General features: G+C 60.1%; 16 protein-coding genes. 13 read left to right on the top strand and 3 right to left on the bottom strand.

All coding sequences use genetic code 11. The annotated features are described in order from the left end of the window. The first annotated feature begins 59 nt into the window (after positions 1 to 59). From V6S97_RS16040 to V6S97_RS15985, 12 genes are all read left to right on the top strand, one after another. Positions 60 to 518 (top strand): tripartite tricarboxylate transporter TctB family protein, encoded by a 459-nt coding sequence (locus V6S97_RS16040; RefSeq protein ID WP_080864691.1) that lies wholly within the window; start codon positions 60 to 62, stop codon positions 516 to 518. Further along, complete coding sequence (locus V6S97_RS16035; protein WP_020810701.1) at positions 515 to 2,026, top strand: tripartite tricarboxylate transporter permease; 1,512 nt, start codon at positions 515 to 517, stop codon at positions 2,024 to 2,026. The genes V6S97_RS16040 and V6S97_RS16035 overlap by 4 nt, the downstream gene beginning before the upstream one ends. 43 nt (positions 2,027 to 2,069) lie before the next feature. Further along, the gene (gene denD / locus V6S97_RS16030; RefSeq protein WP_334427466.1) at positions 2,070 to 3,056 is read left to right on the top strand and encodes a D-erythronate dehydrogenase; all 987 of its coding nucleotides are present in this window, start codon (positions 2,070 to 2,072) and stop codon (positions 3,054 to 3,056) included. Next, entirely contained in the window at positions 3,053 to 3,808 is a 756-nt protein-coding gene (locus V6S97_RS16025; protein ID WP_080867010.1) for an SDR family oxidoreductase, read from the top strand. The genes denD and V6S97_RS16025 overlap by 4 nt, the downstream gene beginning before the upstream one ends. A gap of 9 nt (positions 3,809 to 3,817) precedes the next feature. Further along, a complete protein-coding gene (locus tag V6S97_RS16020; protein WP_080867009.1) occupies positions 3,818 to 4,753 on the top strand; it encodes a 2-hydroxyacid dehydrogenase in 936 nt (311 codons plus the stop codon). 169 nt (positions 4,754 to 4,922) lie between these two features. Continuing rightward, positions 4,923 to 5,726, top strand: a complete 804-nt coding sequence (locus V6S97_RS16015) for an SDR family oxidoreductase (RefSeq protein WP_003505984.1) — start codon at positions 4,923 to 4,925, stop codon at positions 5,724 to 5,726. Then, positions 5,723 to 6,430, top strand: a complete 708-nt coding sequence (locus V6S97_RS16010) for an amino acid ABC transporter permease (RefSeq protein ID WP_003505985.1) — start codon at positions 5,723 to 5,725, stop codon at positions 6,428 to 6,430. The genes V6S97_RS16015 and V6S97_RS16010 overlap by 4 nt, the downstream gene beginning before the upstream one ends. Next, positions 6,427 to 7,188: an amino acid ABC transporter permease gene (locus V6S97_RS16005; protein ID WP_003505987.1), complete on the top strand. Its 762-nt coding sequence runs from the start codon at positions 6,427 to 6,429 to the stop codon at positions 7,186 to 7,188. Before V6S97_RS16010 ends, V6S97_RS16005 begins: the two co-directional genes overlap by 4 nt. Continuing rightward, positions 7,185 to 7,949 carry an amino acid ABC transporter ATP-binding protein gene (locus tag V6S97_RS16000; protein ID WP_060723086.1) on the top strand — a complete coding sequence of 255 codons (765 nt, stop codon included), beginning with the start codon at positions 7,185 to 7,187 and terminating at the stop codon, positions 7,947 to 7,949. Before V6S97_RS16005 ends, V6S97_RS16000 begins: the two co-directional genes overlap by 4 nt. A gap of 33 nt (positions 7,950 to 7,982) precedes the next feature. Then, positions 7,983 to 8,819, top strand: coding sequence for an ABC transporter substrate-binding protein (locus tag V6S97_RS15995; protein WP_026363393.1), 837 nt, complete (start codon positions 7,983 to 7,985; stop codon positions 8,817 to 8,819). 94 nt (positions 8,820 to 8,913) lie between these two features. Further along, positions 8,914 to 9,588, top strand: a complete 675-nt coding sequence (locus V6S97_RS15990; protein ID WP_003505993.1) for a 4-carboxy-4-hydroxy-2-oxoadipate aldolase/oxaloacetate decarboxylase — start codon at positions 8,914 to 8,916, stop codon at positions 9,586 to 9,588. Between the two features lie 63 nt (positions 9,589 to 9,651). Further along, on the top strand, positions 9,652 to 10,683 hold the full coding sequence (locus V6S97_RS15985) for an L-idonate 5-dehydrogenase (protein ID WP_003505995.1): 1,032 nt from the start codon (positions 9,652 to 9,654) through the stop codon (positions 10,681 to 10,683). 73 nt (positions 10,684 to 10,756) lie between these two features. Here the strand turns inward: V6S97_RS15985 and V6S97_RS15980 are convergent, their stop codons facing one another. Continuing rightward, a complete protein-coding gene (locus V6S97_RS15980; RefSeq protein WP_003505997.1) occupies positions 10,757 to 11,698 on the bottom strand; it encodes a bifunctional helix-turn-helix transcriptional regulator/GNAT family N-acetyltransferase in 942 nt (313 codons plus the stop codon). Between the two features lie 234 nt (positions 11,699 to 11,932). Here V6S97_RS15980 and V6S97_RS15975 point away from each other — a divergent pair, with 234 nt between their 5' ends. Continuing rightward, entirely contained in the window at positions 11,933 to 12,277 is a 345-nt protein-coding gene (locus V6S97_RS15975; protein WP_003505998.1) for a hypothetical protein, read from the top strand. Positions 12,278 to 12,317: 40 nt separating this feature from the next. On the opposite strand, the gene V6S97_RS15970 is transcribed toward V6S97_RS15975, so the two are convergent. After that, the gene (locus V6S97_RS15970; protein ID WP_334427455.1) at positions 12,318 to 13,463 is read right to left on the bottom strand and encodes an alpha-hydroxy acid oxidase; all 1,146 of its coding nucleotides are present in this window, start codon (positions 13,461 to 13,463) and stop codon (positions 12,318 to 12,320) included. Between the two features lie 50 nt (positions 13,464 to 13,513). Continuing rightward, positions 13,514 to 15,175 (bottom strand): acyltransferase, encoded by a 1,662-nt coding sequence (locus tag V6S97_RS15965; protein WP_334427453.1) that lies wholly within the window; start codon positions 15,173 to 15,175, stop codon positions 13,514 to 13,516. Positions 15,176 to 15,177: the final 2 nt, after the last annotated feature.

Genomic DNA, 15,177 nt, shown 5'->3' with positions numbered 1-15,177 from the left:
ATTTGGATACGCCGTGTCGGGAGGCACGGCGTATTCCTCAATGAGGAGGGGAGAAAAACATGGCCGAACACAAAAATAGCTCGAAACTGACGGCGAATATTCTGTCCGGGGTCTTCTTTCTGGTGGCCGCCGCCGGGCTTTATTACGGCGCGCGGCCGCTGAGCATGGGCACCAATTTCCAGCCCGGGCCGGGCTACATGCCAACGGTCATCGCGGCATTGATGTTCGCGCTCGGTATCGCACTGCTCTTGCAGGATCTGTTGGGAAAGACACCGTCCGAAGCCTGGGCGGCTCCGAAGATGCGTCCGTTTCTGGCAGTGGCCGGCATTGCCGCTTTTGCGCTGCTGATCGAGCCATTGGGCTTCATCGCTGCCGCTTTTGTGCTGATCCTGCTCGCCTGCATCGCCTATGGCAGAATCCGGCCGGTTGAGGTGCTGCTGCTTTCCGCGGTGCTCATCCTCGCCTGCATCCTCATTTTCGTCGTCGGCCTCGGACAGAGGATACCCCTGCTGCCATGACCGATCTTCTTGCCAATATCGCCCTCGGTTTCGGTGTTGCTGTCACGCCGGTCAACCTTTTCTATTGTCTGCTGGGCGTCACGCTCGGCACGATGATCGGCATCCTGCCGGGCATCGGCCCTTCCGCGACCGTCGCGCTGCTTTTGCCCATCACCTATACGATGCCGGACACGGCGGCGTTGATCATGCTTGCGGGCATTTTCTATGGTGCACAATATGGCGGTTCGACTACGGCGATCCTCGTCAATCTGCCGGGCGAATCCTCATCCGTCGTCACCTGCATCGATGGTTATGCGATGGCCCGGCAGGGCAGGGCGGGGGTGGCGCTGGCCACTGCGGCGCTCGGGTCGTTTTTTGCCGGCACGGTGGCGACCATTCTGATCGTCGTGGTCGCAAAGCCACTCTCCGCCATTGCGCTTGCCTTCGGGCCGGCTGACTATTTCAGTCTGGTGATCTTCGGGCTTCTGTTTGCCGTGTTCCTGTCCAGCGGATCGCCGGTCAAGGCGGTCGGCATGGTCGCCTTCGGCATTGCGCTGAGCCTCGTCGGCATCGATCCGACATCGGGTGAGCAGCGTTTCACCTTTGGCATGGCGGAACTGTTCGACGGCATCGATTTCGTCGTGCTGGCCATCGGGCTGCTAGGTGTCAGCGAAATCCTTTTTAACCTGCAGCAGGGTGTGGAGCGTGATGCAGGAACGACAAAGACCGGATCGCTGATGCCGACCCGACAGGATTTCAAACAGGCATTTCCGGCCGTCCTGCGCGGCACGGCGCTCGGCTCCTTCCTCGGCGTATTGCCCGGCGGCGGTGCGATCATGAGTTCTTTCGCCAGCTACGCGCTGGAGCGCAAGATCGCAAAGGATCCATCCCGGTTCGGCAAGGGTGCGATCGAAGGGCTGGCGGGGCCGGAAAGCGCCAATAATGCCGGCGCGCAGACCTCTTTCATTCCGCTCCTGACGCTTGGCATTCCCGCCAACGGCCTGATGGCGCTGATGGTCGGGGCGATGATGATCCAGGGCATCACCCCGGGACCGGAGGTCATGCAGTCGCGGCCCGATCTCTTCTGGGGGCTGATCGCCAGCATGTGGGTGGGCAATCTGCTGCTCCTGGTACTGAACCTGCCGCTGATCGGCATCTGGGTTCGGCTTCTCGGCATTCCATACCGCTTCTTGTGCCCCGCCATTCTGATGTTTTGCGCCATCGGGGCCTATGGGCTTTCCTACAGCGTTGTGGACGTTCTGTTCTGCGCGGTCTTCGGCATCGTCGGCTTCTTTCTGCGCAAGATCGGCTGCGAGCCGGCGCCTCTGGTTTTGGGCTTCGTTCTCGGTCCGCTTCTGGAACAGAACATGCGCCTCGGGCTGCTGATTTCGCAGGGCAGTTTCTCAACATTCGTCACCCATCCGATCAGCGCCACGCTGCTCGCTTTGTCCGGCATGGTCGTCATCATGATGGCGATGCCGGCGATCATGCGCCGCCGCGAGGTGGTGTTTCAGGGTGATGACGACTGACAATCAATCGAGCCGGTGCCGCCGGCCAAGCAAAGGTGAAATAATGCATATTCTGATAATCGGCGCGGCCGGAATGATCGGCCGCAAATTGACGCAACGCCTTGCTTCCGACAGAACGCTTGATGGTGCGAAGATTACCGAAATGACGCTGACGGATGTTTTCGAACCGGCCGCGCCGAAAGGCTTCGGCGGTGCACTGACCATCGAGCGCAGTGATCTGTCGAATGCCGGCGTGGCCGAAAAGCTGGTCGCAAAACGGCCGGATGTGATCTTCAACCTCGCCGCCGTGGTTTCGGGCGAGGCGGAAGCAGATTTCGAGAAAGGTTATCGCATCAATCTCGATGGCGGGCGCTCGCTGTTCGAAGCCATTCGTCTGGAGCACGAAAAGGACGGATATCGGCCGCGCATGGTCTTCTGCTCATCGCTTGCCGTGTTCGGTTCGCCATTCCCCAAGGTGATCGGCGACGAGTTCCTGACGGCGCCATTGACCAGCTATGGCACGCAGAAGGCGATCGTGGAGCTGTTGCTTTCGGACTATAGTCGCCGCGGTTTCTTTGATGGCGTCAGCATCCGTCTCCCCACCATCTGCATCCGCCCCGGCAAACCGAATGCGGCCGCCTCCGGCTTCTTCTCCAATATCCTGCGCGAACCGCTGGTGGGTCAGGAAGCGGTGCTGCCAGTTGCCGATACCGTGCGTCACTGGTTCGCCAGCCCGCGCTCGGCGGTCGCCTTCCTGCTGCGCGCCGCGACGGTGGATCTCTCCGGGCTTGGCGTTCGCCGCAATCTCATCATGCCGGGGCTGTCGGCCACGGTTGCGGATGAAATCGAGGCGCTGCGCGCCTTTGCCGGGGAAAAGGCCGTGGCGCTTATCAAGCGCGTTCCCGACGAGCGGATCATCCGGATCGTCGACGGCTGGGCCGAGGATTACGATCCGCAACTCGCGCTGTCGCTCGGCTTCAGGGCGGAAGCCTCCTTCGCCGAAATCATTCAGGCGCATGTGGAAGATGAGCTGGAGGGGAAAGCAGCATGAGTGATGGAAAGATCGCGCTCGTCACGGGTGGAGGAACAGGGGTCGGCAAGGCGATTGCCAAAGCGCTCCTGGAAGATGGTTACAAGGTTGCGATAACGGGCCGGCGGCGGGAGGTTCTCGACACTGCCGCCGCCGAATGGAGCGAACATAAAGACTGTGTTCTGGCCGTCGCGGCTGATATTTCCGCTCCGGCCGATGTCGAGCGGCTGTTTGCGGAAATCATCGGGCGTTTCGGTCGCCTCGATCTTCTGGTCAATAATGCCGGCATGTCCGCACCGGCGGTGCATATCGAAGATGTGCCGTTCGAAACCTGGAATGCCGTGGTCGGGGCTAACCTCACAGGGGCTTTTCTCTGCACCCAGGCGGCGTTTCGCCAGATGAAGGCGCAGTCGTCGCAGGGTGGCCGCATCATCAATAATGGCTCGATTTCCGCCACCACGCCGCGGCCGCGGTCTGCGCCATATACCGCGACCAAACATGCGATCACCGGACTTACAAAATCGGCCGCGCTGGATGGCCGGCGGTTCAACATCGCCTGCGGACAGATCGATATCGGCAATGCCAGCACCGAAATGACGCGCGCCATGGCAACCGGCGTGCTGCAGGCGGATGGCAGCACCGCCATCGAACCGACCATCGATGCCGGCATCGTTGCCAAGGCCGTGGTGCATATGGCCTCGCTGCCGCTCGAGGCGAACGTGCTGACCATGACGGTGATGGCGAGCGGCATGCCTTTCGTCGGTCGCGGGTAAGGAGCGCGCATGAAGCCCGATCTTCTGCAAACCTATCCGCTTCAGCCGCAGATCGAAGCCGAACTGCAAAAGCGCTTCAGGGTCCATCGCTGGCACGAAATATCCGACAAGCAGGCGTTTCTCCAGGCGGAGGCGGCGTCGATAAAGGCTGTCGTCACCGGCGGCCATATCGGGGTTGCTCCTGAACTCGCTGCCGGTCTGCCCGCTCTCGAAATCGTTGCCATCAATGGCGTCGGCTTCGACAAGGTCGATCTCGACCAGGCCCGCGCGCGCGGTTTCAGGGTGACGAACACGCCTGACGTGCTGACCGAGGATGTGGCCGATCTTGCCGTCGGTCTCTCCGTCATGCTGCTGCGCCAGCTTGTGCGCGCCGATCATCATGTCCGCTCCGGGGAGTGGAAAAGAGGCGAAATGCCGCTGGGTAACAAGGCCTCGCGGCGGCGTTACGGCATTTACGGGCTTGGCCGCATAGGCCGCGCCATTGCGGTGCGGCTGGAAGCTTTCGATGCGGAGATTTCCTATTTCAGCCGGCAGAAACAGGACGTGGTCTATGAGTATCATTCGACGGCCATGTCGCTCGCGAGGGACTGCGACGTCCTGATTGTCGCGGCGGCGGCAACGCCGGAGACAAAACACGCGATCAACCGCGAGGTGCTGGAGGCGCTGGGACCGGACGGTGTTCTCGTCAACGTCGCCAGAGGGTCTCTGGTGGATGAAAAGGCGCTGGTTGATGTTCTTGTGGCAGGCGGGCTGAAGGGTGCAGCGCTCGATGTCTTCGAGAATGAACCGCATGTTCCCGAGGCGCTGATCGGCATGCGCAATGTCGTTCTCGCTCCGCATATCGGCGCTGCGACGCATGAGACGCGGCTTGAGATGGGCGCTCTGGTTCTCGCCAATCTGGATGCACATTTCGCGGGACGGGACCTGCCGACCGCAGTGGTCTAGAATGTGCTGGTGGCTGGCATCGGCAACGTACGCCCCATCGGCCGGGTTGCAGCATCGCCGAATGTGGCGCATTCGCCATCCATACAAGTTGCTTATTACTCCAAAAAAAATCGGTCTTAGGCAAGCGATGAAAGCTTCACTACTGTTTGCTCAACGATAGGGGACAAACATGCCATTCTCAGACTACAAGACCGCACTCGTAACCGGCGCATCTTCCGGAATTGGCGCCGCTGTCGTCGAGCGACTTTGCCGTGAAGGGCTGGAAGTGCATGCGGTTGCCAGAAGTGTGGACGCTCTCAACCAGCTGGCGAAGCGCACGGGCTGTTTCGCACATGCCATAGATGTGACAGACCGGGCGGCGCTCGCGAAGCTCACCAGTGAGGTGGCGTTCGATGTTCTCGTGAACAATGCCGGTGTCGACCGCCCGAAGAAATTTCTGGAAGCGGATGAGAGTGATATCGATCTCCTGATCGACGTCAACCTGCGCGCCGTGCTGCATCTCTGCCGCATGGTGGTGCCAGGCATGGTGGCGCGCGATCGCGGCCATGTCATCAACATCTCCTCCATTGCCGGCAATTATAATTTCGGTGGCAATTCCACCTATCACGCCAGCAAGGCAGGCGTGGCGATGCTGTCCAACCAGCTGCGCATCGATGCTTTCGGTAAACGCGTGCGGGTGACGGAAATCTGCCCTGGCCGCGTCGCAACCGACATCTTCAACCATGTTCATGGCGATGATCCGAGCATTCGCGAACGTTTCATCGATGGTTTCGAGCTGCCGCAGGCCTCCGATATCGCCGATGCGATCGCGTTTGCCATCGCTGCGCCCGTGGCCATGAATATTGGCCACATGGAAATTACCCCGACGCTTCAGGTCATGGGCGGTCTGCAGACGGCCAAGCCCCAAACGGTTGAAAATCGACCGACTGAAAATAAGGCTGCGGCGGGTGGAGCCGGAGGAAGAGTCGCGTGAGCGGTTTTGACCTCTGGGCAATTCTGAACAATGCGGACTACGTCTCGATGTTTTTGCATGGCATCCAGATGACGTTCATCATCTATGCCGGCTCATGGCTGCTTGCCATGTCGCTCGCCATCGTGCTGCTTGCCATCCGCCTGTCGCCTTTCCGCTTCGGTGATCCGCTGGTGGCGGCCTATGTGTCCTATCACCGCAACGTGCCGACGCTGGTGCAGCTGATGCTGTGGTATTTCGGCGTGTTCACGCTGCTGCCGAGCGGACTGGCCAGCTGGCTTTCGAGCCATAATGCCGAAGCGATCTTCGCCATTATCGGTCTCGGTCTTTGTCAGGCTGCATATTTCAGCGAGGATCTGCGCTCCGGCGTTCGTTCGATCAATCCCGGCCAGATGGAGGCCGCACGTGCGCTCGGGCATAGCTATGTCTCGGCCATGCGTTTCGTCATCATGCCGCAGGGCGTTCGCAATGCGCTGCCGCCGCTGATCAATCACAGCACGTCCCTCTTCAAGAACAGCAGTCTCGGCGTTCTGATCGGTGCACCGGAACTGACCCATGCCGTCAAGGAAGTCGAGAATCTGAGTTTCCGGACATTTGAGGTCTATCTGGTCGCCACCGTGCTTTATCTGTTCTTCTCGCTGCTGATCATGGGTCTTGGAGCCTATATCTCCATGCGCGCCGATCCTCTCCGGAGGGCACGGGCATGATTCACGACATGATCGCAATCATCCAGGATTACTGGCTGCTGCTCCTCATCGGCCAATATCCCAACGGGCCGCTCGGCGGGCTTGCCAACACGCTTATCCTGTCGGCGCTCAGCATCGCGCTCGCCTTTCCCGTCAGCATCCTGATGGCGCTGGCACGGCTGTCGAAATGGCGGCTCCTGCGCTGGCCGGTCACTGCCGTGGTCTATTTCACTCGCGGCGTGCCGCTGCTGATGCTCATTCTCTGGAGCTATTTTCTCGTTCCGCTCTGGACCGGCGCCGACGTGCCGAGCTTTGTCACCATGCTGACCACGCTCGTCATCTATCAGGGCGCTTTCATGAGCGAAGTCGTGCGCGCCGGCATCGTATCGCTGGGCACGGGGCAGATGGATGCGGCGCGGGCGCTCGGCCACGGTTATTTCAGCGCGATGCGTTACATCATCCTGCCGCAGGCGCTCTACAACATGATCCCGAGCCTGATCTCGACCTTCGTGTCCACCATCAAGGACACGACCCTCGGCTACGTCATCAATGTGCCTGACCTGACCTTTGCGGCGAACCAGGTGAACAACCAGCTCCTGACCCAGCCCTTCCAGGTCTTCCTCATTCTGGCGCTGGTCTATTACATCATCTGCTGGTCGCTCACCCAAGTCGCCAATCTTCTCGAGCGCCGCATCGCCCGCCGGCGCGCCGGCCCGCGCGGCAAGCTTGCCGTTGACACCGCACCGGCCCCCGCCAATATCGTTACGGAGCAGCTATGACCGCGCCAGTTTCCGCCACTCAGGACTACACCATCACGCTTTCGCAAGTCTGCAAAAGCTATGGCGATTATCAGGTGCTCAAGGATGTCAACGAAAACGTCACCCGTGGCGAGGTCGTGGTCATCTGTGGGCCGTCGGGTTCCGGCAAGTCCACCCTTATCCGCACGATCAACCGTCTGGAGGAGATCAGCAGCGGCTCGATCATGCTGGATGGCAGGAACATCCATGCCCAGATGCGCGCCAAGGAGCTGAATGGGCTGCGCAGCCGGGTGGGCTTCGTCTTCCAGAGCTTCAACCTCTTCCCGCATCTTTCGGTGGTGGAAAATGTCTCCATGTCGCCGATCCGGGTGAAGGGTGTTTCCCCGGCGGTTGCGCATGAAAAGGCGCTGAAGCTTCTCGATCGCGTCGGCCTTGCCGACAAGGCCGGTTCCTATCCCGCCCAGCTTTCCGGCGGCCAGCAGCAGCGCGTCGCCATTGCGCGGGCGCTCGCCATGGAGCCGCCGGTCATGCTGTTCGACGAGCCGACCTCAGCGCTCGATCCGGAAATGGTCGGTGAGGTGCTCGCCGTCATGAAGAGCCTCGCTGCCGAAGGCATGACCATGCTCTGCGTCACCCATGAAATGGGCTTTGCCCGTGAAGTGGCCGACCGCATCTGGTTCATCGATGCCGGGCGCATTCTCGAAACCGCGAAACCGGACGAGTTTTTCAAAAATCCGCAACATCCGCGTGCCCAGCGGTTTCTTGCCGATCTGAGACACTAGGACCCAACCTCTATAATAACAGGGAGAACTGAAATGAACTGGAAGTGCATTACTCTTACCGCCATATTGGCGACCTCGGCTGCGGTCATTCCGGCCAAGGCGGATCAACTCGATACGATCATTGCAAACAAGACGCTGCGTTGCGCGACATTCGCCGACGTCCCGCCTTTCGCCTCGCCGGACCCGAAGACGCGTGAAATGGCAGGCTTCGACGTCGATTTGTGCGGCGCTATCGCCAAGGAACTGGGCGTCAAGGCCGAGATCAAGCCGGTGTCGGTCGAAGCGCGCGTTCCAGAAGTCAAGCTCGGCCGCGTCGATCTCTCGGTGGCGAACCTTGCCTATACCCAGAGCCGCGCGGAACAGATCCAGTTCAGCGATCCCTATTATCTGGCTAAGGAAATGCTGATCGTTCCGGTCGACGACCCCGGCACCAAGAAGTCCGATTTCGTCGGCCAGCGCATCGCTTCCAGCAAGGGCTCGACGTCGGAACTCTCCGTCAAGCTCAACAAGTCCGAGCCGCTGACGTTCCAGGATACGGCGTCCGCCTATCTCGCCGTGCAGCAGGGCAAGGCGCGCGGCATCGTTGGCAACACCATGACGATGACCAAGTTCGTCAACGAATCCAAGACCAAGGGCAAGCAGATGCGCATGATCGAAGAGCCGATGCTCTTCCAGCCGATCGGCATTGGCATGGCCAAGGACAATCCGGCGCTGACGGCCAAGATCAACGAGATTCTCCGCAAGCTCGATGCGGATGGCGAGATCAACCGTATCTGGGACAAGTGGCTCGGCCCGAACACCGAATACAAGATGACGCGCACCGACAAGGTCGTGCCTCTGTCCGAACTGAAGTTCGATCCGATCCCCTGAGCCTCGGCTCAGCCTCGGCCATCATTCCATCCATTCAACACCATCATCGGTCGGCGAGACGTTCTCGCCGACGGTTTCAACGTGGGAGGTTTTCATGATCCACATTAAAGATATCGCGCAGCGTCCGGCCAAGGCGGATGTCGAAGCCCTAGCCAAATTCTCTCCCGCCACGATTCATGAGGCGCAGGGACGTCGCGGCGCATTGTCATCCCGGCTGAAGCCGGTCGATTATCGCATGAAGCTCTGCGGTCCGGCCTTCACGGTCAAATGTGCGCCGCGCGACAACATCATGCTGCAGCTTGCCATCAACTATGCCAAGCCGGGCGACATCATCGTCGTTTCCGCCGGCGAATATGAAGAAGCCGGTTCGTTCGGCGACGTTCTCGCCAATGCCTGCCTCGCAAAGGGTATTGGCGGCCTGGTGACCGATACCGGCGTGCGCGACACGCTGCAGCTGCGAGACCTCGGTTTCCCGGTCTTCTCGCTCAGCGTCTGCATCAAGGGCACGGTCAAGGAGACCATTGCCGCGGTCAATGATCAGGTGATCGTCGGCGGCGAGATCATCAATCCGGGCGATATTATCGTCGGTGATGCCGACGGGCTGGTGGTCGTCAGACGCGATGAAGCGCAGGAAGCGGCCAAGCTTTCGCAGGCGCGCGAAGATGCCGAAGCCGGTTACATCGAAGCCTACAAGCAGGGCAAGTCAGTGATTGAGGTCAGCAAGCTCGAGGCTGTGCTGAAAGCCAAGGGCCTTGTGGTCGATATCTGAGAAATCCGGGGAATGGCCTGGCGGCATTAGCCGCCATGCCGAACCCTCATGGGAGGAGAGACTATGAAAGCGGTTGTCATCCACGCGGCGAAGGATCTGCGGATCGAGGAACGGCCGGACGAACAGCCCGGCCCGGGACAGGTCGAGGTCGCCATCGAGGCGGGCGGCATCTGCGGCTCCGACCTGCATTATTACAATCACGGCGGTTTCGGCACCGTGCGCGTGCGTGAGCCGATGATCCTTGGCCATGAGGTGGCCGGTACCATCAAGGCTTTGGGAGAGGGGGTTTCCGGTCTGGCTGTTGGCGACCGTGTTGCCGTATCGCCGAGCCGGCCCTGCAACCATTGCGAATTCTGCCTGAAGGGTCAGCAGAACCAGTGCCTGAACATGCGCTTTTATGGCTCCGCCATGCCCATGCCGCATATTCAGGGTGCATTCCGCCAGCGCCTCGTCGCCGAAGCATACCAGTGCCACAAGGTGCGGGATGGCATCTCCATCCATGAAGCGGCCATGGCCGAACCCTTCGCGGTAACGCTGCATGGTGTCAACCGCGCTGGCGCATTGACCGACAAACGTGTTCTGGTCACCGGCTGTGGGCCGATCGGTGCGTTGGCGATCATTGCCGCCCGTGCTCATGGGGCTCGGGAAATCGTCGCGACCGACATCATGGATGCGGTTCTGCAAAAGGCGCTCGCCATCGGCGCCGACCGCGTCATCAATGTGGCGAGCGACCCGGATGCGCTCTCCGCCTATTCGGCAAACAAGGGTTATTTCGACGTTCAGTTCGAGGCGTCCGGAAATGAAAGAGCCGTCCGTTCGGGTCTCGAAGCGCTGAAACCCCGCTCTACCGTGGTTCAGCTTGGCCTCGGCGGCGATGTGTCCATTCCGCAGAATATGGTGGTTGCCAAGGAAATCGAGATGAAGGGCACGTTCCGGTTCCATGAGGAATTCGGACTTGCCGTCGATTTCATCAACCAGCGCCGTGTCGACCTGAAGCCCCTGCTGACCGGAACCTTTCCATTGGAAGAAGCGGTTGCGGCATTTGAGGCCGCGGGTGACAGAAGCAGGTCGATGAAGGTTCAACTCGCCTTTTAACGGGCGCCGTTCCCTGATTTCGAAACGGCCGCAGGAAGATTTCGATTGCGGCCGTTTACGCGCGGTTGAAAGATCATTCGGGCCGTGGCCGGACGAAGCGCTGTTCCAGCACCTCGCTTCCCCATTGGCTGCCCGGATGTTCCTCGACACATGCGAAACCATGGGCTTCGTAAAGGTATCGCGCGGCCAAAAGGCCGTTGAATGTCCAGAGGTGGGTTTCGGCAAACCCTCTTTCATCAACGAAGGCCAACGCAGTCTCCAGCAGCCTGCGTCCCACACCGCCACCGCGTACGCCGTCATCAACGATGAACCAGCGCAGATGCGCAATATCCGCTCCGAGATCTTCACCATCGATAGCGACGGAGCCGATGATCTCCTGTCCGCGCATTGCGACCCAGATCGCATTCTTCGGGCTTTCGAGCCGGTTGCAGAAAGCCGCGAGGCCTTCGGCCACGACGGATTCGAAACGCTGGCCGAAACCGGATGTCCGGGCGTAATAAAGCGCATGCATCTGCGTGATACGGGCAATGATACCCGGCCTGTACCCCTCCTGGATCTCTATGGAGGGAGCAACGGTATCGGTCCGGTCTCCCAGCGCATCGGCGTAAAGACGGAGCCCTTGGAGGATCGTGTGGGCATCCGCCGACGTAAGCTGCGTCAGGGCGTCAGAGACCTGCCGGTTCGCAAAGCCGTGAATGGCGCCCACCTTCTCCTGCCCTTTCCCCGTCAGACGCAACCGCTTGATACGGCTATCCTCCTCATCCGTTTCTTCGCGAACATCGCCGGAAAGCACGAGCTTGCGCAGCATGCGGCTGACACTCGATTTTTCAAGCCGCAGCAGCTTTCCCAGATCCCGCGCCGTGATGTTGGGGCATGTCTCGATCTCGATCAGTGCATGCACGGCGGAGGGCGGCAGATCGGTGCCGGCAAAATCTCCGCCCATGAAGCCGAGTTCGCGGACGAGCCGGCGCGAGGTGGAGCGGATATCGCTTACGGGGACAGGTTGCTGGTACACGGTTGATCCATTATGGTTGCATCATGCAACCATAATCACATTCTGCTTCGCTTGTCAAGATTGCTGCCAACGTAAAAGGCTGGCTTTCTCAGCAAAAGCGGGCAATCTGCTCTCCCGGTCGCCGACAATGGTGGCTAAACCGATATCATCGGCAAGATGGATGGTCGCTGAGACCGTACGGTGGAATTTCCTGGCCGCGTTCGCGGCAGTCGATTATCCGGCTATGGAGCAGGCATGCCCGACACGCCCCGATTTTTCCGCTATGCGGTTTTAGCCGCCATGTTTCCCGTGGCCGTCCTCGGCCTGGTGGCGACTCCGAACGAATATCGCGCCATCGGCATGGAGGCTGTCGATTGCGACGGCCCCATATCCGTTCTGATTGCCGCCGTGCCGGCGCTTGCGGTCTATGCAATTATCGGCTGGATGTTTCTCTCCGGAGCCAAACGCCATCGGTCGCTGATTTCAGCCTGTTTTTGTGGACTTGTGTGCCTGGCGCTCGTCTGGAATATCGGCATGGCGCTTCAGGAGCAGCGACGAAACGCGGCTGAAATGGCATGCGGTTTCAGTGGTCGATTGTGACCGCGCTCCGCTCAAGTCCTTCTGTAACCGTCCTGCCTGCTCAACGGAACCGAAGGTTTCGGCGTGTAAGCTGATCGACGGAGGTGCAGCCCATCAGCTTCATGCCGCGCTCGATTTCGATACGCATCAGCTCAAGCGCCCGTTCCACGCCCGGTTGCCCGGCGGCGGCAAGGGGGAAAAGGTAATAGCGGCCGAGCCCCACGGCTTTCGCGCCGAGAGACAGTGCTTTCAGAACATGGGTGCCGCGCTGCACGCCGCCATCCATCATCACGTCGATCCGGTCGCCGACCGCATCAACGATTTCGGCCAGTTGATCGAAGGCGCTGCGGGAGCCGTCGAGCTGGCGTCCGCCGTGATTGGAAAGCACGATGCCGCTGCAGCCGATTTCCACGGCGCGTCTGGCGTCATCCACCGACATGATGCCTTTAAGACAGAAAGGCCCGCTCCATTCGCGCACCATCTGCGCCACATCGTCCCAGTTCATCGAAGGGTCGAGCATGTCGGTGAAATAGCGGCTGATGGAAAGAGCGCCGCCGTCCATTTTAATGTGGTCGTCGAGCTGCGGCAGGCTGAAGCGCTCATGTGTCAGGTAATTGATGCCCCAGGCCGGCTTGATGGCGAATTGCGCGATGCCGGAAAGATTGAGCTTGAACGGAATGGCAAAGCCGGTACGCTTGTCGCGCTCGCGGTTGCCGCCCGTGATGCTGTCGACGGTCAGCATCATCGTCTCGACACCGGCGCTCTTGGCACGCGCCATCATATCGCGGTTGAGGCCTCGGTCCTTGTGGAAATAGAACTGATAGACCTGTGGGCCGCCGCTGATCCGGCGCGCTTCTTCCAGGCTCGTGGTGCCGAGCGAAGAGACGCCGAACATCGTGCCGTATTTCCCCGCCGCTGCCGCAACCGCCCGTTCCCCTTGATGATGGAAAAGGCGTTGCAGCGCCGTCGGGGAACAATAGACCGGCATGGACAGCTTCTGCCCCATGACGGTGACCGACATATCCACATCTGCCACGCCCCGCAGCACATCGGGAACGAGATCGCATTTTTCGAAGGCGGTCGTGTTTCGCCGATACGTCACCTCGTCATCGGCAGCACCGTCTATGTAATTGAAGATCGGTCCGGGAAGACGCTGTTTGGCCATGCGGCGAAAATCGTGGAAATTATAGCAGTCTTTGAGTTGCATCTGTTACCCGACCGGTCCGGTTTGAAAGCTTTCAAAAGAGTATCGGAAACCTATACCGGAGATTTAGGGCGGGCAATCGTGCCGTGGACGATTTCCGCAGGCTCAAAGCGATGGATGCCGCGAGGTCGGAACGGCAAGAGCTGTTCTGCAGCGAGAAGCTTCGCTGAAAGCCAGAGAACCGACATCCACATTTCCGTGCCCTGCAGCCCGGCCGGGTGCCCCTCTGCGAAGGCAAAACCCTTGCCTCTTTGCCAGCGCCCCTCATTTCGGCTCAGAATTTCGCGGGCTATCTCTTTTGCCTCATCTTGCCGGTGATCCGTCTGTTTCAGGCAAAGAAGAAGGGGATGGATCGTATCGAGCAGGTTGCAGGCATTAAAATTCTCGCCATGAAAACCGCCATAGGCATGATAATTGGCGATGACGGAGTCTATCACTGCTGCCGGATAGGGAACGGGCAGGCCGAACTGGGCATGGGAGCCGCGGGTAAGCCGGTAAAAGCCGTTGACTGGTTGCAGCAGGCCCTGTGTGGAGGTCGGCTCACCCCAAAGTCCGGTGGTTTTCTCCACGTTCATGGCCAGCCAGCCGAAGAGAACGGTGAGATTGTCGCCGGATGTGAAATAGCGCCTGTTGACATAAAGCGCGGTGGCGATGGCGTCTATGGTGGCGCCGCAATGCCATGCCCGGCTTTGCCACGGCAGTTTTTCCAGCAACAGGATGAGTTCGTCGGCGCGGAGACGCTCCACGAAAGCGATCGGCTGTTTCGGCGCAGCACCGAAACATTCAAGCGCATATCCGACAGCCAGAATATTATAGAGGACGGCAGGGTCCTTCTCGGGAGGCGTCGAGGGGCGGTGGTCACCGGCGAAAAACAGTCCGGTTTCCTGATCCTGCAGGGCCTGAAGGCTGGCCACGGTTTTTACGGCGTCGAAAGCGATACCTTCCTGTCCGAAGGCCGCCGCGATCTCTATGGCATCGCACAGATGCCTGATGCTTTCGACCTCATGTCCGGATGCATCGGCGGAACGATAGATGCCATCCGCGCCATAGGAGCGGATGGCGGCAAGCCAGTCGCCGGCAATCTCCTGGCCGAGTTTTTGCAGCAGGTGATCGGGCAGCTTCGGTGCGGCCGCTTTTCCTCCGCGGTATCGCAGAACCCGGGCGGGAACGCCGCCTGCAATTGCCATGGCGGGAATGTCTTTCGCCACCACCGCGCCTGCGGCGATAACAGCGCCGCGTCCTATCTTCACGCCATCAAGCACAACCGCATTGGCGCCGATCCAGACGTCGTCACCGATCTCTATCCCGAGCGAGGTCAGCGGTTGGCGATAGATCGGAGTTTCAATGTCGTCGAAACCATGGTTGAAGCCGACGATGCTGACATGTGAGGCGATACGCACGCCGTTGCCGATCGTCACCTTGCCGGAAAGACAGGCATAGGGATTGATCGAGACATTTTCACCCAGTTCGATATTGCCGCGCACGATTGCATAACCGGCGACCCACGACTGCGCACCCATCAATAACCTGTCCGTATGCACCTCGGCCTTGTCGGCAATGTAAACGCCCTGCCCGAAAACGGCGTTGGCGGAGCGCTCAAGGCCGCGCAGCCGCGCCTGATGGTCGGGGCTGTCGATATCCTCCTGCTTCCGCTCCCAGGTCAGGATGTTCAGCCGATCCGGCCTTTGGGAGACACCCGGTGTGTCGTCGGTCATCT

Origin of the sequence: Agrobacterium sp. CCNWLW155 (assembly GCF_036888815.1) — a bacterium.
GTDB lineage: Bacteria > Pseudomonadota > Alphaproteobacteria > Rhizobiales > Rhizobiaceae > Agrobacterium > Agrobacterium radiobacter.
This window is presented reverse-complemented; position numbering and strand designations above follow the sequence as displayed.